The sequence below is a fragment of the Geobacter sp. DSM 9736 genome (assembly GCF_900187405.1).
Lineage (GTDB): Bacteria > Desulfobacterota > Desulfuromonadia > Geobacterales > Geobacteraceae > DSM-9736.
On record NZ_LT896716.1, the window covers coordinates 670,532 to 685,187 of the forward strand.

General features: G+C 57.2%; 24 protein-coding genes, 1 pseudogene and 1 riboswitch. Of the genes and pseudogenes, 17 read left to right on the forward strand and 8 right to left on the reverse strand.

Annotated features, from left to right (window positions below; genetic code table 11):
* Positions 1-63: 63 nt before the first annotated feature.
* The 4 genes and pseudogenes from CFB04_RS03085 (at position 64) to CFB04_RS03095 (ending at position 1,694) form a co-directional block, all read left to right on the forward strand.
* Positions 64-288: a DUF3820 family protein gene (locus tag CFB04_RS03085; RefSeq protein ID WP_088533916.1), complete on the forward strand. Its 225-nt coding sequence runs from the start codon at positions 64-66 to the stop codon at positions 286-288.
* A 214-nt stretch (positions 289-502) separates the two neighbouring features.
* Positions 503-838 (forward strand): annotated as a pseudogene (locus tag CFB04_RS18185) (four helix bundle protein); the annotation flags it as partial.
* 158 nt (positions 839-996) lie between these two features.
* Positions 997-1,098, forward strand: a complete 102-nt coding sequence (locus CFB04_RS18280) for a hypothetical protein (RefSeq protein ID WP_304441169.1) — start codon at positions 997-999, stop codon at positions 1,096-1,098.
* 113 nt (positions 1,099-1,211) lie between these two features.
* On the forward strand, positions 1,212-1,694 hold the full coding sequence (locus CFB04_RS03095) for a transcription elongation factor GreAB (protein ID WP_088533917.1): 483 nt from the start codon (positions 1,212-1,214) through the stop codon (positions 1,692-1,694).
* 42 nt (positions 1,695-1,736) lie between these two features.
* Here CFB04_RS03095 and CFB04_RS03100 read toward each other — a convergent pair whose 3' ends face one another.
* Positions 1,737-2,000: a hypothetical protein gene (locus tag CFB04_RS03100; protein WP_088533918.1), complete on the reverse strand. Its 264-nt coding sequence runs from the start codon at positions 1,998-2,000 to the stop codon at positions 1,737-1,739.
* Positions 2,001-2,227: 227 nt separating this feature from the next.
* A complete protein-coding gene (locus CFB04_RS03105; protein WP_088533919.1) occupies positions 2,228-2,629 on the reverse strand; it encodes a hypothetical protein in 402 nt (133 codons plus the stop codon).
* A gap of 160 nt (positions 2,630-2,789) precedes the next feature.
* Here CFB04_RS03105 and CFB04_RS03110 point away from each other — a divergent pair, with 160 nt between their 5' ends.
* Entirely contained in the window at positions 2,790-3,179 is a 390-nt protein-coding gene (locus tag CFB04_RS03110; protein ID WP_088533920.1) for a DoxX family protein, read from the forward strand.
* A gap of 28 nt (positions 3,180-3,207) precedes the next feature.
* Here the strand turns inward: CFB04_RS03110 and CFB04_RS03115 are convergent, their stop codons facing one another.
* The gene (locus CFB04_RS03115; RefSeq protein WP_088533921.1) at positions 3,208-4,341 is read right to left on the reverse strand and encodes a sorbosone dehydrogenase family protein; all 1,134 of its coding nucleotides are present in this window, start codon (positions 4,339-4,341) and stop codon (positions 3,208-3,210) included.
* A 278-nt stretch (positions 4,342-4,619) separates the two neighbouring features.
* On the opposite strand from CFB04_RS03115, the gene CFB04_RS03120 reads away from it, so the two are divergent.
* Positions 4,620-4,997, forward strand: a complete 378-nt coding sequence (locus tag CFB04_RS03120; protein ID WP_088533922.1) for a hypothetical protein — start codon at positions 4,620-4,622, stop codon at positions 4,995-4,997.
* A 76-nt stretch (positions 4,998-5,073) separates the two neighbouring features.
* Here CFB04_RS03120 and CFB04_RS03125 read toward each other — a convergent pair whose 3' ends face one another.
* Complete coding sequence (locus CFB04_RS03125; RefSeq protein ID WP_088533923.1) at positions 5,074-5,889, reverse strand: hypothetical protein; 816 nt, start codon at positions 5,887-5,889, stop codon at positions 5,074-5,076.
* Positions 5,890-6,180: 291 nt separating this feature from the next.
* On the opposite strand from CFB04_RS03125, the gene CFB04_RS03130 reads away from it, so the two are divergent.
* The 7 genes from CFB04_RS03130 (at position 6,181) to CFB04_RS03160 (ending at position 9,451) form a co-directional block, all read left to right on the forward strand.
* Positions 6,181-6,570, forward strand: coding sequence for a DUF3135 domain-containing protein (locus tag CFB04_RS03130; RefSeq protein ID WP_088533924.1), 390 nt, complete (start codon positions 6,181-6,183; stop codon positions 6,568-6,570).
* A 213-nt stretch (positions 6,571-6,783) separates the two neighbouring features.
* Complete coding sequence (locus CFB04_RS03135) at positions 6,784-7,215, forward strand: FKBP-type peptidyl-prolyl cis-trans isomerase (protein ID WP_088533925.1); 432 nt, start codon at positions 6,784-6,786, stop codon at positions 7,213-7,215.
* Between the two features lie 73 nt (positions 7,216-7,288).
* Entirely contained in the window at positions 7,289-7,570 is a 282-nt protein-coding gene (locus CFB04_RS03140; RefSeq protein ID WP_088533926.1) for a putative quinol monooxygenase, read from the forward strand.
* Positions 7,571-7,677: 107 nt separating this feature from the next.
* On the forward strand, positions 7,678-7,893 hold the full coding sequence (locus tag CFB04_RS03145; RefSeq protein ID WP_088533927.1) for a hypothetical protein: 216 nt from the start codon (positions 7,678-7,680) through the stop codon (positions 7,891-7,893).
* 49 nt (positions 7,894-7,942) lie between these two features.
* Positions 7,943-8,383, forward strand: coding sequence for a hypothetical protein (locus CFB04_RS03150; RefSeq protein ID WP_088533928.1), 441 nt, complete (start codon positions 7,943-7,945; stop codon positions 8,381-8,383).
* A 98-nt stretch (positions 8,384-8,481) separates the two neighbouring features.
* A complete protein-coding gene (locus tag CFB04_RS03155) occupies positions 8,482-8,904 on the forward strand; it encodes an SseB family protein (protein ID WP_088533929.1) in 423 nt (140 codons plus the stop codon).
* 19 nt (positions 8,905-8,923) lie between these two features.
* Entirely contained in the window at positions 8,924-9,451 is a 528-nt protein-coding gene (locus CFB04_RS03160; RefSeq protein ID WP_088533930.1) for an NUDIX domain-containing protein, read from the forward strand.
* A gap of 39 nt (positions 9,452-9,490) precedes the next feature.
* On the opposite strand, the gene CFB04_RS03165 is transcribed toward CFB04_RS03160, so the two are convergent.
* The 3 genes from CFB04_RS03165 to CFB04_RS03175 form a co-directional block, all read right to left on the reverse strand.
* The gene (locus CFB04_RS03165) at positions 9,491-9,856 is read right to left on the reverse strand and encodes a VOC family protein (protein ID WP_088533931.1); all 366 of its coding nucleotides are present in this window, start codon (positions 9,854-9,856) and stop codon (positions 9,491-9,493) included.
* A gap of 46 nt (positions 9,857-9,902) precedes the next feature.
* Positions 9,903-10,223 carry a c-type cytochrome gene (locus CFB04_RS03170; protein ID WP_231934351.1) on the reverse strand — a complete coding sequence of 107 codons (321 nt, stop codon included), beginning with the start codon at positions 10,221-10,223 and terminating at the stop codon, positions 9,903-9,905.
* A 92-nt stretch (positions 10,224-10,315) separates the two neighbouring features.
* The gene (locus tag CFB04_RS03175; protein ID WP_157698697.1) at positions 10,316-10,750 is read right to left on the reverse strand and encodes a cysteine peptidase family C39 domain-containing protein; all 435 of its coding nucleotides are present in this window, start codon (positions 10,748-10,750) and stop codon (positions 10,316-10,318) included.
* A gap of 76 nt (positions 10,751-10,826) precedes the next feature.
* Between CFB04_RS03175 and CFB04_RS03180 the strand changes: the two genes are divergently transcribed.
* Positions 10,827-11,471 carry an arylesterase gene (locus CFB04_RS03180; RefSeq protein WP_231934353.1) on the forward strand — a complete coding sequence of 215 codons (645 nt, stop codon included), beginning with the start codon at positions 10,827-10,829 and terminating at the stop codon, positions 11,469-11,471.
* A gap of 725 nt (positions 11,472-12,196) precedes the next feature.
* Here the strand turns inward: CFB04_RS03180 and CFB04_RS03185 are convergent.
* Positions 12,197-12,820 carry an outer membrane protein gene (locus tag CFB04_RS03185; RefSeq protein ID WP_088533933.1) on the reverse strand — a complete coding sequence of 208 codons (624 nt, stop codon included), beginning with the start codon at positions 12,818-12,820 and terminating at the stop codon, positions 12,197-12,199.
* Between the two features lie 134 nt (positions 12,821-12,954).
* Positions 12,955-13,031, reverse strand: a riboswitch (cyclic di-GMP riboswitch).
* 180 nt (positions 13,032-13,211) lie between these two features.
* Between CFB04_RS03185 and CFB04_RS03190 the strand changes: the two genes are divergently transcribed.
* From CFB04_RS03190 to CFB04_RS17765, 3 genes are read left to right on the forward strand one after another with little or no spacing between them, the layout of a single operon-like run.
* Positions 13,212-13,700: a PaaI family thioesterase gene (locus CFB04_RS03190; protein ID WP_088533934.1), complete on the forward strand. Its 489-nt coding sequence runs from the start codon at positions 13,212-13,214 to the stop codon at positions 13,698-13,700.
* Between the two features lie 8 nt (positions 13,701-13,708).
* Positions 13,709-14,263 (forward strand): YaeQ family protein, encoded by a 555-nt coding sequence (locus tag CFB04_RS03195; RefSeq protein WP_088533935.1) that lies wholly within the window; start codon positions 13,709-13,711, stop codon positions 14,261-14,263.
* Between the two features lie 31 nt (positions 14,264-14,294).
* On the forward strand, positions 14,295-14,492 hold the full coding sequence (locus CFB04_RS17765; protein ID WP_157698698.1) for a hypothetical protein: 198 nt from the start codon (positions 14,295-14,297) through the stop codon (positions 14,490-14,492).
* The last annotated feature ends 164 nt before the right edge of the window (positions 14,493-14,656 follow it).

Consider the following 14,656-nt stretch of genomic DNA (forward strand, 5'->3'; position numbering starts at 1 on the left):
TTTTAAGTCCCTTGCGGCGCCACTGCACGACAGCCAGGTGCGGCTGGCTGAGCGGCACAACATATGACTGAGTCCCTTAAACCCGATCCCACCCACCTCGTTGAACTTGCCACGACTCGCATGCCTTTCGGAAAATATCAGGGGCGCCGGCTCATCGACCTTCCGGAGCCGTACGTCGTGTGGTTTGCGGGGCAGGGATTCCCGGAAGGCAAGCTGGGTGACTTGCTCCGTGCTGTCTATGAGATCAAGGTGAACGGCCTTGAGTATCTCTTTGACCCGTTTAGGTGAGACCCGCAGTAGGTAAAGTTCTTAACTTTGGCTACCGAACCTCTCTAAAAAAGCCGGGGAGAGTTATATGAAAAACATTATGGGCAAAAGCTTCCTCCCCCAGCATGGCGGTTTTCGGAAGCTGCGCAGCTTTCAGGCGGCTCAGCTTGCTTACGATGGTACGGTCATCTTCTGCGACCGCTTCATCGACAAGCGCTCCCGCACTAATGATCAGATGGTGCAGGCGGCCCGCAGCGGCGTGCAGAACATCGCCGAAGGGAGCCTTGCTTCCGCAACCTCCAAAGAGACCGAGCTGAAACTGACCAATGTGGCCCGCGCCAGCCTGGGAGAGCTGCTCCTCGACTATGAAGATTTCCTGCGCCAGCGCGGTTTGCGCCAGTGGACGAAGGAATCGCCGGAGGCGCTTGAAGTGAGGAGGCTTTATTTGTCTGACCTGTCCGACATCTATGCCTTTCGCACAGCTTCTGCCGAGGTTGTCGCCAACACTCTCATCTGTCTGGTCAACCAGGCGAGCAGCCTGTTGCACAGGCAGATTCGTCAGCTGGAACAGGAGTTTCTTGCCCAAGGCGGCTTGCGCGAGCGGATGACCAGGGCCAGACTGGAAGTCAGGGGTTGTTGTCCGACAAGTCCGACCTGTCCGACAAGTCTGACGAGTCCGACAGGTCCGACAAAAGCAAACCGCCTTCCTGCCCAAAGTGCGGTAAGCCGATGCGGCAGCGTACCGCCCGAAGCGGGCCGCATGCCGGTGAGTCTTTCTGGGGCTGCACCGGTTATCCCGATTGCAAAGGGATCAGAGCTGTGGAGGAATAACCTGACTCCTCCTCACATAATTGACGCCCCCGCCCGATTCTGCTAAATTCCCAACCCCGTTCCGGCTCCGCTCGGCGTAATTTTTTCAGATCCGAAAGCGATTTCCCCCCTTCATGACGAAAGCAGAACTCCTCCAGGCGATCATCGCCTCCCTTTCCGCCGACCTGTCCGTGCACACCGCCGCTGCGCTGGCTGCCCATGAGGCAGCCACCCACGAGGAATGCATCCCCGACAACAAGTATGATACTACCGCGCTGGAAGCCTCGTATATCGCCCAGGGGCAGGCTAACCGCGCCCAGGAGATCCGCGCCGCGCTGGATAGTTACCGCACCCTTACGCTGCAGGAATTCGACGACGAGAACCCGATCCGGCTGACTGCGCTGGTAGATCTGGAAGACGAAGAGGGGATTGTGCGGCGGTTTTTTCTGGGCCCTCAGGGAGGGGGGATGAAGATCGCCGACGGTGATGGGGAGATCATGATCATAACGCCCGGGTCGCCGCTCGGGCGCCAGCTCCTGGGCCGTGTCACCGGCGACGAGGTGATCGTCGGTGACGCGGCCGCGTCCAGATCCTATACCATAGTTGCAGTCTGCTGAGATCGTTTCCGTTCCGCCGGAAAAGGAATGCTGAATTTACTTTTAGAAGATTACCGCCCCTATACCCCCAAGCACCGCAACTCCGATCGCAATTACTCCCAGTACGAGAGCCGCTATGCTCAGGAGTCCGCCCCCCACCCGGGGTGATGCGGACATCATCAGGCCCATTACCCCAAGGGGGATGGAGAGGAGGGCGCTGAACAGGCCGAAAAAGGGATGGCCTGCGAAGGTAAAGACGAAACCCAGTATTGCCGCGATCATGGCCCCTGTCGCCAGGGCGCCGGTTTTCTGTTCGTTGACGACCATAAGTTTCCTCCTCTTGGCGTTGTAAAGCTGGTGATGAATCGCTTCTCCGCCTTTATGGTAATTATAGCGAATATCGAGGATGGGGTAAGGCAGTCTTGGACTTTGATGGATAGGGAAGGGGAGTGGCGTGGCAGGAGAGGGGGCGGAAGAGAGCGGTGTACAGATATGGAGAACCCCCGCCTTTTAGGGCAGAGGTTCTCTTTTCCGCAGGATCAGGGGGAGCAGACTCATCGCCGCTTCTTCCCCAATTCCTCCAACGGCGTCAGGTCCACGTTTCGCCGCTTGATGACTTTTCCCCGCTCCGAAGCGAATCGCTCCGCCACTTCGGGAAACTCCTTGTTGAGGACCTGTCTCACCGCGTCATGATCGATGGAGAGCAGGTCGTCCGGAAGGAGCCCGCCGCGCCCCTTCAGGAACCTGTCTAGCGGGTCATCCGACTTCCGCAGGAACTCGATCATGTCGAGGACGAACATCCTGCTGGGAGGGAATTTGCCGTTATAGACGCTCTTCAGCTCGTCGAGTTTCAGCTGTTTCCCCGCCAGGTGACGGATCCATTTAAGGCAGTCGCAGCTATGGGCTGTCTCGACGTTGCCGCTGGAAATCGTGAAACGTATCCTGTTCTTGGCCACAATCCTATTCTCCTTGAACTACAGTCTTCATGTCATCGACGATCGTTATCATAGCAGAAAAAAGCCCCGTTTCGAACCCTGAAGGGAAGGAATCGCAGCAGTTACCGATCCGGGCCCATCCTGTTACAATTGTATTGGATGACGGCAAAGGAGGTGCTGTATGGAACGTTGGCTCGGGAAGTATTCGGATATCTGCTACGCGCTCATGCGCATCGTTGCCGGTTTGCTCTTCGCCTGTCATGGCGCGCAGAAACTCTTCGGCGCTTTCGGCGGGATGCCTGCCCCTCCCGGTCCGCTGATGTATGTGGCAGGGGTGATAGAATTCTTCGGCGGCCTGCTCATAGCCGTCGGGTTGTGGGCGGGTTACGCGGCATTCATCGCCAGCGGCCAGATGGCCGCAGCCTATTTCATGGTGCACGCGCCGGAAGCCTTCTGGCCCATCGTCAACAAAGGGGAGCTGGCCGCTCTCTACTGCTTCGTATTCCTCTACGTTGCGACGAGAGGGTCCGGACGCTTCAGCGTCGACTCGCTGATGAAGAACCGGCGATGACGGATGCGGTGGAGTGCGCCCACCGCCCCTACCTGCCTACGACCCGGTAGATATCACCCGTCTCGTAATCGGCCAGGTAGATGTTTCCCGCCTCGTCCTCGCCGAAGGTGGAGATCGATATCTTTTTTTCCAGCAGGACCTTCGACTCCCACACGTCGCCGCTTTTCCTGAGCCCCCTGATCCTGCCGGAGCAGAAGTCGCCGTAGAGGTAGATCCCGGCCAGCTGAGGGAACTCTTTTCCGCGGTAGACGTAGCCGCCGGTGACGGAGCAGTCGGGGCTGGCGGTCGCATATTCCGCAACGGGAAGGGTCAACCCCTTCTTTTCGCAGCTCTCCTTGCGGAAGCAGTGGTTTCCCTCCATGACGTTCCATCCGTAATTTTCACCGCCGCGGCTGGTTTTCGGCTGGAAATCGATCTCTTCCCACTCGTTCTGCCCTACATCCCCGATGAAGAGGTCGCCGGTCGCCCGGTCGAAGGAGAACCTCCATGCGTTACGTATCCCGTAAGCCCATATCTCGTTGCCGAAGGGGTTTCCCTTGGGGTTTTTGTACCCCTTCGTACTGCTCTCGGGATCGATGCGGAGCATCTTACCCAGGAACGTTTTGAGGTTTTGGCCGTTCCCCTGGGGATCGCCTCCCGATCCGCCGTCACCCGTCCCGATGTAGAGGTAGCCGTCGGGTCCGAAGGCAAGCTGCCCCCCGTTGTGGTTCGAATAGGGCTGGCGGATCGTCAGCAGGACCTCTTCGCTCCCCGGGTTGGCGACCTCCCTGTCCCCGGTCATCATGAACCGGGAGACGTAAGTGTCGCCGACCCCCTTGGTCCGTGTGTAGTTAACGTAGAAACGCCCGTTTTTCGCGAAGTCGGGTGGAAAAGCCAGTCCGAGGAGTCCCTGCTCCGAGCCAAAAGACCTGACCCGCTTCCTGATGTCCAGGAACGGCTTGGGGAGGAGCTTTCCATCCTTGAAGATGCGGATCGTCCCTTTCCGTTCCAGGATGAAGAGCCTGCCGCTTCCGTCCCCGGCATGGGTGATGGTGGTCGGTTCCTTCAGCCCGGACATGACTTTTTCCAGGGAGACGGAGGGCCAGCCGCTTTTCTCGGCTGCGTGGACGGTGGTCGAAACAAGAAGAGCCAGCAGGGGCGTAACTAGGAGCAGATGGCGCATGTATCCTCCAGAGCACGCTTCAGCGGTTAATCGGGCAGTGTTTTCCCTTTCATTGTATCAGCTATGGTCACGAAGGCACCTGGAACAGGATATTGTTTCCACCGCAGCCGCTGCCTCTCTGCTTAAACAACTCATTCGATGTTCGGCTTCCGGTCATTTTAATTGATATCACCGAAGCCCTGGTGTATTTCAGGAGATATGCATCCTCGACCATTCACGAGAGGGCTCGGCGTGGGACAGGTTGCTTTCGGTGCGCACTCAACCCATGCGAGGAGATAATGGCAAAAGGTTACCAGGCACACAAGGAACGGCAGGAAGCGTTGAGCACCTTCGGCAAGGCCATAGGCAAACGGGCGGGGTTCGCCTGCGAATGGTGCGGGGAAAAGGAAGACCTGCGGGTGTGGGATTACAGGCCGGAGGATGAGCCTGCCATGGAAACTCTTGCCCTGCTATGCGGCCGGTGCCGCACTCTCGCCGAGGGGGGAAAGGCAGGTTCGGACGAACTCCGCTCGATCCGCAACGCGCTCTGGAGCGACGTGCCGGCGGTGTCGGAAGGGGCTGCACGGGTACTGGCCCGATGCAAGGAGCAATGGGCACGCGAGGCGATAGAGGAGAGTCTTATCGATGAAGAACTGAAAAGCGAGCTGCTCCGGTAGCGCTGCAGCCGTGGTGTGGAAGTCCTGGGGAGAGCTGGTTCGACACGGACTTTTCGGGCACCCTGCCGCAGCCTCGTTATGGTTGTGCGGAAGGTATTTCGTGCCGCTTCCGTATGTATTCGACAAGCGCGGCCTGGTCTTCTTCATCTATCAGGACGTACTTGCCTGCCGTTATGCAGATGAGCTGTGATTTCAGCCGGATCTTCGCGTACATGTAGAACGCCTTGTCCTCCTGGGTCAGATGGAACATTTCAGAGCGGGTGACTTCCATGACGGCGTGCAGCACGGCAGGTTTCGGATACTGTAGAAACATCTGCAATGAAATGAAGCTTCCCCGTTTGATCTCCTCCGCTGTGGTGAAGCGCACTCCTCCGCCGCCGAGATTCACCTTGGAGGGGAGGATGTCGCCTTTGTCCTGCCAGTTTTCGACATAGTAACTTTCCCCATACTCCTTCGGAATGAAGGAGGCGAGCTTCGCGTCGCTTCTCGTCGCACGCCACTTCTTTTCCAGGTCCTTGATGTCCGCGTTCTTCTCTTCGTTGTAGAGGAAGGGGATCAGCACGTCACAGCGCAGAAACTTCCTCAGCATGGTCACGGTCGCTTTCCCATCGAACCTGAGGCACAGGTTGTTGCGATCTGAATTCTTTCCGATAATGACCGGGCAGTCGCACCGGAGATGCCCTGTGATAGCGAGGAGGGAGGCGGAGGTTTCTTTTCCTTTCAGGTCGTTTCCTGCTCCGTTGGAAAGGAGTATCATTTCTGCACCGACGTCGGTGACCTGAACTATCGCTCCATGCAGCTCGTTGATTATCCCCCCTTCCAGCTTCGTGCTGACGACGGCCATCTCGCCGATCCTGAAGTATTTGCCGTACTCGGTGGTCTCGAAGTCCATAGATGCGGTTCCTTTCAGTGTGTGTGGACTTTTCCCCTTATCGGACCTGTTACTGCGTTTCTTGAGAAAAGACCTTCGATATCCCATGTTTGCGTGACTACCCAGGATCAAGACCTGACCCATCAATCTTCTCTCTCTTTCCCTGCATTGGCCGCTGATTGCAAAGAGCAGTGCAAAAACTCTCCGGTTGTGCGCCTGCCACTTGCGTCCGGAGGAAAGCGCTTTACAATATTTTATGCCGGTTTTCTGGTAGTTTCCGATCAGCAAACCTCAGGAAAGGAGAACAATTGAATGGAGAAGCATGGTAGTTCCTCCTTTCGTTCCTATGGGCCCGCTGAATTGAGGGAACTCTACGAGAGGAATCCGGATCTCTTTAACGAACTTGCTGCTGACGCCATCAGGCAGGCGTGCACCGGCAAGAGTCCGGAACAGACGCTCAAGCTCCGGCAAATGCAGTGGGTGATAGACTCACGGCTGCGGAAAGGCAAGACGCCGGTAGACAAGCTGCGGATCATGGAGAATATCTTCTATGACCAGGTGTACGGCGCAGACGGGAAGCTTGCGCAGCTGAGTTCCCACTGGACGGAACTGCTTGCCGTTATCGGCGACGATCATGTCCCAGGCGGGAGGAGGGGAATGCGGGTCGTCAAGAAGGAGAAGCCTCCGTTGCCGGTCACATAGACCGGACCTTCCTGCCAAAATCTCCAAGGTATTCCCTAACCATGAATCCACGGTCGGTCCTGCCTTCTCCTGGACGTCCCCTGCATAGCCTGCCGGGTTTCCAGCGGCTTTTGGCAACAGGAGGTTTCCGCGCATAACACTCCTCATTGACGCATGCCAACACAGGTGGTACGATTTCCGCCGGTTGATAATCCATTTTGAGGGGGAGGAGAGATGAAACGACTGATTGTTGCAGCCATTGCCACGACTCTTGCTGTTCCGGCCTTTGCAGCGGCCAATGAGACCATCGAGAAGGCCGCAAAGGAAAAAGGCGCCGTGAAAACTTCATCCGGAATGGTTTACCGGTCGATAAAGGATGGCGCCGGCAAGTCTCCAACCGCCAGCAGTACCGTCGAAGTCAACTACCGCGGAACGCTGCCCGACGGCAAGGAGTTCGACAGCTCCTACAAGCGCAAGCAGTCGATTAAGTTTCCGCTTTCCGGAGTTATCCCCTGCTGGACCGAGGGCCTGCAGCGGATGAAGGTCGGCGGCAAGGCTCAGCTTGTCTGCCCGCCGGAGTTGGCTTACGGCGCCCGTGGAGCTGGCAGGGATGTTCCGCCGAACGCAACGCTGATCTTCGATGTGGAACTGCTTGATGTGAAGTAGAAACTGCATGACAGCCCGAGCAAAGGCGGCAAAATTTCAGCCGCCTTTCTTCTTTGAAAAGGAGCCGTACCGAATGGTTACAGTCGTAGCAAAGGTCGTAGCAAACAAAAATTCCATCGAAGCCGTGAAAGCCGAATTGCTGAAGCTTGTGGCCCCAACCAGGAAAGAGGCCGGATGCATTGAATACAGACTGCACCAGGATAATACAGATCCGGCGACCTTTATCTTCTACGAGAACTGGGAGAGCATGGAGCACCTGGGGCAGCACATGGAATCTCCCCACTTCAAGGCATATATAGCGGCTGTGGACGGACTCGTGGCCGACAAGACCGTGCACCTGATGACCGAGCTCTAGCTGCGGGTGGAGATGCGATGAGTTCGCAGGCTACGACATTGACAAGATAAGGTCCCGACGGGTATAACTTCGACGTCGCCCAATCCAAAGGCTGCCGAGGATCTGTAATGGAAATAGACACACGCTCGCTGCGCAATCTGCTGAGAACCCGAACCGATGAGATCGAGCGGAGCGTCGCCGGTACCGGTTATCTGCCGAAAACCGTTATCGGAGTATGCACGTTTCTTCTGGACAACGAAGGGGATTTCGACCTGTTGACCTCTAAGCAGCAGGCTATATTCGAGAAGTTCGTAAAGCCGCTTCTGGAATCGCCCCGCAGGTAGCATCGCCTTATCCGGGCCACCTCCCTCTCATCTGCCTGCTCAGGACCACATGCGCACTTCTACGTCATCACTCGCCATAACCTGGTTGCAGCCTGATCCTGCCGAGGAAGCCTGGGAGTTTTTCCATCACCCTGCCAAGCAGGACTTCTACCGGCGACACGGGATCACCTGGGAGCGCATTGTGGAAGGCTTCGAGCATGGTCAGCTGGTTCCTTATCCCCGTTCGGACCTGATCGGGGATTTAACCGTTCTCCTCGCATATCACCGCTATGAGGACTATGAGCGGTACCTTGCCAAAGCGAAGCGGGGGTACCGCGCGAACTACAACAAAATGGAGACCGACCTTCAGCGGTCGGGCAGCCTTACCCTTCCGGCGCCGATCATCCTCTGTCAGGGGCAGGAGGCGCTTCTCTTCTCCGGTTACCGTCGGCTGTGTCTGGCATGGAACTACGGGATGGTGCCGTATGCGTGGCTGGTGCGATATGACTGAATGCATCGGCTCCATGATCCTGCCACCTTGGGAATACAGGCTTTAACCATGATAGGTTGTTTAGAACTACTGCCGTGCAGAACCGAAAGGAAAAACCGATGACAGAACTGGACAAGGCGCTGGAAGTGATGCGCGCAAACCCCACCGACAATGCAGGGCAGTCGGCCTACTACGACCTCTTTCTCAATGCCGCCTTCTGGGTTCCGACCCTGAGCATGGAACAGGCCCGGGAAGTTGCTCCGGAGGCTGCGGCTGCAGGGGAGGCCCTCCCTCTCGTGGTCGAGACTGACGGGAAGGAGTACCTCATGCTCTTCGACACGGAGGAACGGATGCTCGGTTGGACAAAAACAGAGGTCCCATACGTGCAGGTGCCGGGTCACGTCCTTGCCGAGATGAGCGAGCCGCCGCTTCACTGGGCCCTGAACGTCGGCACCGAGTACTCGAAGAGCTTCGTACCCGATGAGATAGCGTGGCTGCGGGAGGTGGTGAAGCAGTGCCAGGCGGAGGCGGAGAATAAATGACCTGGGATAGGATGGCCTGGTGACAGATCAAAATCAGACCCAGCTCACCCACTGCCCCCGTTGCGGCGCCAGGAGTCTCGACTGGCCCCTTCCCAACAACCTCCTGTGCCCCGGCTGCGGCTTCACCCTTTATCTCAATACGGCAGCCGCGGTGGCGGTTATTATCGAGTGGGACGGAAAGATCCTCTTCGGCGTAAGGAAGAACGAGCCGTGCCGCGGAATGCTGGATCTGCCGGGGGGATTTGCCGACCCTGGAGAGACGGCGGAAGAAGCGGGGCGCAGGGAGGTAAGGGAAGAGGTTGGAATCGAGGTGGCGGGGCTTCGCTACCTCTGCTCCTTCCCCAACAGGTACCTTTACCGGGATATCCTCTATAACACCATGGATCTCGTATTCGTAGCCTCATGCGAAGAACTGCCCCAGGTGAAGGCTGCGGACGACCTGGCGGAGGTCCTGTGGGTCGACCGGGACGCAGTGGAGTATGAACGAATCGCCTTCGATTCGCTGCGTCGCGCCGTGAGGCGCTACGTGGAGGAATTCAGCTGCTGATCACCCAGGGTCGCGTTGCCGGCTTCCTGCCGGCGGCAATCACTGCTGCATGTTCCCTTTCGGCTGCCACATGGCGATCGCTGCGCCCGTGGGGTCCATTATCACGCTGAACCACCCGAAGTCGGGAATTTCGGTCACCTCCTTGCAAATGGTGGCGCCGAGAGACCTGGCTTTTTCCGTGGCGGCAACGGCATCGTCGACGTGCACGTACGCCAGCCAGTGGGATGGACCGTCAGGCATCGGGTTTTTCATCATTCCCCCACCGGTTCCTTTTTCGACATTTATGATCGTGTAGTTCATCGTGGGAATTTCTTCCAGCTTCCAGCCGAACAGCTTCGTGTAGAACTCCTTTGCCCTAGGCACATCGTTTGTCAGCAGTTCCACGTGCACAAATGGATTCGCCATCTTCCACCTCCCTCACAAAGTCCGTCAGTCCGAACCGGCCTCTTCTTCACTTTTTACCTGTATCGGGCAGGGTCCTGATATAGGCCATCAGAGATTTCATTTCCTGTGAAGCCGGATTGAGCGCCTTTCCATTCAGAGGTTTCTCTATACACGCATTGATGATCTCGGACAATTTACTGTCCGAAAGCCTGGCTGCGCCTTCCAGTCCTTTCCCGCCCGGATGGCACGTTGCGCAGCTTTTCCCGTTAGTTCCGAGCTTGCTGCTCCCGAAAAGCTCCTTTCCCTTTTCGAGAGACGGCCCCTCTGCAGCCACGGCAAGTGATGCCGCAGCGGCGAGGGCCGCGGCTACTGTCACTGTACATTTCATGTCGTTCCCCCTCCTTTGACTCGCTTACAGGCAGTCTGCAACGGTAGATACGATTAAAGTGTATCAGAAGATGCACCAATGAGAAGCGCAGTTCAGAACCGCTGCGACGGACCCACAGGGATGTACCATTTCGGCTTCAATCTGGCGAGATCCCTCCTGACGTTGGATTTAAGGTTCCTGTCCGGATCGAGAATGACCGGGCCGTTTTCCCGCCGGTGGAACACCGTCCAGTGCCAGCACTCCGATTCGGCACCTGCTTTATGCTTGACGGCAAGTATAGAGGGGGAGGGGACCTCGTTCCAGTTCCTGAAGGAAGTCTTCCTGCCGATGCGGATGTTGTACGACTCCAGCAGGGGCCTTAGATCGGAGATGTCGGAGGAGAGGTTTCGATCGTCAGAAAACAGCGAAAGTTCTTTTGCCCGTCTCTTGGCCGCATGATATGTTTTCCCCGCCAGCATGGCCGCACAGGCTATGCCGCATCCCGTTGCATCCTCCTGTACGACGACCCTCGGCTCTTCGTTCTTCATCACTGCCTCCTCGCGGGCGGAATATATACCCTGATAACTGAATATCATACGTTCAGGCAGAGGCAATTGGAGACGCTTGATCTATTTCTCCCGGACACGCTACACTCTTGTCATGAACAGATTACGCAAGATTCTAGTTTCTATCTGGCTTCTTCTCCTTGTTTCCTGCAGCGACACCCCCACGCTCCCTCCACTGCCGACTGACGGCGCGATTCTGGCGTTTGGCGACAGCCTGACGTACGGGACCGGAGCAGCGGCGGGGGAATCCTACCCGGAGGTTCTTGAGACGCTGATCAGGCGCAGGGTAATCAATGCAGGTATTCCTGGGGAGACGACTGCCGAGGGGCTCGTAAGGCTTCCCGCATTGCTTGAGGAACAGAAACCCCGGCTCATGGTTCTCTGTCTCGGCGGAAACGATTTTCTCCGACGGATGGACGAGGATCAAACCGAGAAGAACCTGAAAGCGATGGTAGGCGCAGCCCGGGAGAGGGGGGTGCCGGTAGTTCTTCTCGGAGTGCCGAAACCGGGCGTGTTCCTTAAGGCACATTCGATGTACTGCAACATTGCCGGGCAATTCGCCCTGCCATACGAGGGAAAGTCTCTGCAGCGGGTGCTTGGGGATACGTCGCTCAAGTCCGATCCGATACATCCGAATGCGGCAGGGTACAGAGAACTGGCGGAAGCAGTGGCGAAGGTGTTAAAGAAGTCGGGGGCGCTTTAGGATTTTTTGGTGGGGGCGTTGCCCCCTTGCCCCCACTTCATTTCTTTTGATTGCCCAAAAGAAACGAAGCAAAGAAAAGGGCACCCCTGCGACCTGGCCGCTTACGCGGTACCCTCGCTGCGAGCACCGACGGCGCGACGATCAGATTCGCTTCGCTCAGGAGATCGTCGAAAACCCGCCGCCGCTGTTCTCACTCGGCCATGCCGAAGGGGGAACTGCTCAAAAAGCTAAAGCTTCAAGCCCTTAGGCCGCGTTCTGCGGCCTCCCCCATTACAGGTTGCTCAAAAACAGTCAGATCGTCGCACCCGCAGAAAACCCCCGCGGAGGCGTAGCAGCGCTACGCCGCACAAGGTGGCTTTCGAGGACGGCGGTGAGATGGCTGTTTTTCAGCAACCTATGCATTTCGCCGAGTGAGGAGGCCGGGCGGGAAGGGGGAGGCTGCCCAGGAGCGGAGCGACTTTGCAGAATCCTCCGCCCGGCTGACGAGGGAGGGAATCCCGAAGGGACGGAATGTTCCGGGGCGGATCTTTCTTTGCGTACTTTCTTTGGAGCCAAGCCAAAGAAAGTGCGTGGGGTACGGGGCGACGCCCCGAAGAGCTCCAAAAGAGAATACGACATAGTTTGACGGGGTCAGATCTTTATCAGTCTTTGCGGGAGTGGTCATGGATAGGAAAAGGCCCTGAAAACAGGGCCTTTTCCTACGGGTTAAACCTAAAACTCTTGGTCTACTCGAAAAAATAGCGGACGCCGAATGTCATCGACAGGCTGGAAGGATCGAAATTACCGATCTTGAACCCGCGATAATCCCTTATATCCGCATCGGGCGCGACAACTGCTTTTAACTGCCCCGTTACGGCCAGCTGCTTCCGAATGAAATAGTCCACCCCGCCCGATGCATGCACACCGGCGACGGTGTCCACGTTCCCGCTGAAGCCCGCGACTGGAGAGAAATCATTGATAAGGATGTCCAGACCTGCGCCGGCGTAGGGAACGAGCTTCTTCACCGGCACGTTGACGAAACGGTACTGGGCTCCCAGGGATATGTTGGTGGTAGCGAAATCACCCCCTTCGAATCCGAACCCGTCATGGGCACTGAATTCCGAATGGGTAATATCAAGCTCCGCGGCCCAGTTCCTGTCGATACCGTAAATGAATCCGCCACCTCCGATAAACCCCGTATCGGTATCGGAGTTGCGACGATACGGAGCATCTGTGAACTCGCTGTCCGCGGGGAGAAGGAACCCGATCCGTCCGGTGACGCCGAATCTCCCCTGAGTGGTATCCGCGGCGGCATTTGCGGCCACGGAGAGGGCAAGGGCGATACATGCACATATGGCAATTCTTTTCATACTATCCTCCAAAGGCAATTATATTTCATTACTGTCTTGATCAAGCCTTTTCAGATGCCGCTCCGCACAGGATCACCTCCTTGCCGGCCCCTGACCGCGGCAATAAAAAAAGCCGGGGGCCGAAATGTGTGTATTTCGGCAACCCGGCTGTCTCGTTGAGACCCTGTAGGCTTTCCGCCCCATCCTCACGGATGGTTTAGTATTATCGTGTACCAATTAAGCTCTTTTTTCAGGTGGCGCATCATAGCCCAACGCGAAGCGGAAATCAACCCTTCATCGGAGAGTTGGCCATCTAGTGGTCCCCTGCGCCTCCACACCTTTATTTCCACGATAAAGTCTGATATGGTGTGCGCCGTTCAACGCAAGACAGAAATTCGAAGGAGAAGAGTCCGTGGGAAATAGTGCAGTGGAAAAAGTATCCGCCTCTCCCGGTCCGGCAGTGGATCTGAGCGGTGAGACCGGCTGGGTTCAGTTCGATGCGCCGTCACTGGTCGGTGAATCGCTTCGTTTCGTCTCGGGTGAGCCTGAAGGTAACCGGTTCCGTGTTCGCTACTACCGTGATGCCGAGCAGCATCTTCATGCCCGTATCTGGTTCGGCCCCGAAACCGAAGGCCCACCGGGCCATGCACACGGCGGCGCTGTATCCGCAGTGATGGATGAGGCGCTGGGGCTGGCCGCATGGGCGGCAGGGTATCCCATCGTAGTTGGAAACCTCAACGTGAGCTTCCGTGCCATGCTCCCCTTGCAGAAAGTGGTAACGGTGGAGAGCCAGGTGGTTTCGGCAGAAGGGCGCAAGATCATGGTGCATGGACGGATCTTCTGCGGGGAGACCGTCTATGCCGAAGCACAGTGCCTCTGCATCACGATCCCGGGGAAATAACCAAGCCCATGGCTCTACCATCCACCATTTACCGTGCCTCGATCCAGCTTTCTCACGTCGATTGCGGTATCTACGACTCTTTACAAACCACCGTTGCCCGGCATCCGTCTGAAACCGCGGAGCGGCTTGTGCTGCGGCTTCTGGCGTACGCCGTCTGCTACACACCAGGACTCGCCTTCACCAGGGGGATATGCGCCGGGGACGAGCCCGACTTATGGGTAAAAGAGAGCGATGACCCGGTGGCTCTCTGGATCGAGGTGGGGACGCCGGAACCGGAGCGGCTCCTGAAGGCGGCGCGCCATGCCGGCCGGGTCCTCCTTCTGGCTTCTGCCGCAAACCGCTTCCGCTGGGACGAACAGCAACTTGGGAAGCTTCGCCCGGCATCGAATGTAACGGTCATAGGACTAGATTTTGACGTTGTGAGGCGGCTTGCGGCCGGGCTGGAGCGATCGGTCAGCTGGGATGTGACGATTACCGGCGGAACTCTCTACGTAACGGCTACCGGGGAAACGCTTGAGGCGCCTCTTGAGCTTTTGGCTGGCCGGTCCATCGATGAGAAATAACAGGTATTCTATTTGTTTGGGAGGCTCCACCGTGAACAGCAGAAAACTCACGCTAGTGGCCCTGTGGTTGCTGATGCTTACAGGCTGCAGCTCTGAAAGGCTTCGTCAGGGGATGTATGAGGGCTTCCGGGTCCGCAATGATCTGCAGACGACTCCGGCGGAAAAGGTCGGGAGGCCGGAATCACCCGACTACGGGGAATACGAACGGTTGCGAACCCAACAGCGGTAAGCTCTACTACTGCATCACCATCTGGAAGGTAAATGTCCGGATTAGAACGCTTTACTAAGCATCTGCTGGTGATACAATCACTATACAATCCAACCTGCATCTGCTAATCTTGCACCACGTTTTGCTCAGCAAAACAATGCTCGACGGGGCCGCTACAGAGTCCC

What these genes read in the sequence shown, in the direction of transcription:
- CFB04_RS03145 (WP_088533927.1), top strand. Translation starts at nt 7,678, where the DNA reads ATGGAAATAGACACACGCTCGCTGCGCAATCTGCTGAGAACCCGAACC.
- CFB04_RS03130 (WP_088533924.1), top strand. Translation starts at nt 6,181, where the DNA reads ATGGAGAAGCATGGTAGTTCCTCCTTTCGTTCCTATGGGCCCGCTGAA.
- CFB04_RS03185 (WP_088533933.1), bottom strand. Translation starts at nt 12,820, where the DNA reads ATGAAAAGAATTGCCATATGTGCATGTATCGCCCTTGCCCTCTCCGTG.
- CFB04_RS03135 (WP_088533925.1), top strand. Translation starts at nt 6,784, where the DNA reads ATGAAACGACTGATTGTTGCAGCCATTGCCACGACTCTTGCTGTTCCG.
- CFB04_RS03170 (WP_231934351.1), bottom strand. Translation starts at nt 10,223, where the DNA reads ATGAAATGTACAGTGACAGTAGCCGCGGCCCTCGCCGCTGCGGCATCA.
- CFB04_RS03095 (WP_088533917.1), top strand. Translation starts at nt 1,212, where the DNA reads ATGACGAAAGCAGAACTCCTCCAGGCGATCATCGCCTCCCTTTCCGCC.
- CFB04_RS03150 (WP_088533928.1), top strand. Translation starts at nt 7,943, where the DNA reads ATGCGCACTTCTACGTCATCACTCGCCATAACCTGGTTGCAGCCTGAT.
- CFB04_RS03175 (WP_157698697.1), bottom strand. Translation starts at nt 10,750, where the DNA reads ATGAAGAACGAAGAGCCGAGGGTCGTCGTACAGGAGGATGCAACGGGA.
- CFB04_RS03085 (WP_088533916.1), top strand. Translation starts at nt 64, where the DNA reads ATGACTGAGTCCCTTAAACCCGATCCCACCCACCTCGTTGAACTTGCC.
- CFB04_RS03100 (WP_088533918.1), bottom strand. Translation starts at nt 2,000, where the DNA reads ATGGTCGTCAACGAACAGAAAACCGGCGCCCTGGCGACAGGGGCCATG.
- CFB04_RS03195 (WP_088533935.1), top strand. Translation starts at nt 13,709, where the DNA reads ATGGCTCTACCATCCACCATTTACCGTGCCTCGATCCAGCTTTCTCAC.
- CFB04_RS03140 (WP_088533926.1), top strand. Translation starts at nt 7,289, where the DNA reads ATGGTTACAGTCGTAGCAAAGGTCGTAGCAAACAAAAATTCCATCGAA.
- CFB04_RS03115 (WP_088533921.1), bottom strand. Translation starts at nt 4,341, where the DNA reads ATGCGCCATCTGCTCCTAGTTACGCCCCTGCTGGCTCTTCTTGTTTCG.
- CFB04_RS03125 (WP_088533923.1), bottom strand. Translation starts at nt 5,889, where the DNA reads ATGGACTTCGAGACCACCGAGTACGGCAAATACTTCAGGATCGGCGAG.
- CFB04_RS18280 (WP_304441169.1), top strand. Translation starts at nt 997, where the DNA reads ATGCGGCAGCGTACCGCCCGAAGCGGGCCGCATGCCGGTGAGTCTTTC.
- CFB04_RS03120 (WP_088533922.1), top strand. Translation starts at nt 4,620, where the DNA reads ATGGCAAAAGGTTACCAGGCACACAAGGAACGGCAGGAAGCGTTGAGC.
- CFB04_RS03110 (WP_088533920.1), top strand. Translation starts at nt 2,790, where the DNA reads ATGGAACGTTGGCTCGGGAAGTATTCGGATATCTGCTACGCGCTCATG.
- CFB04_RS03155 (WP_088533929.1), top strand. Translation starts at nt 8,482, where the DNA reads ATGACAGAACTGGACAAGGCGCTGGAAGTGATGCGCGCAAACCCCACC.
- CFB04_RS03165 (WP_088533931.1), bottom strand. Translation starts at nt 9,856, where the DNA reads ATGGCGAATCCATTTGTGCACGTGGAACTGCTGACAAACGATGTGCCT.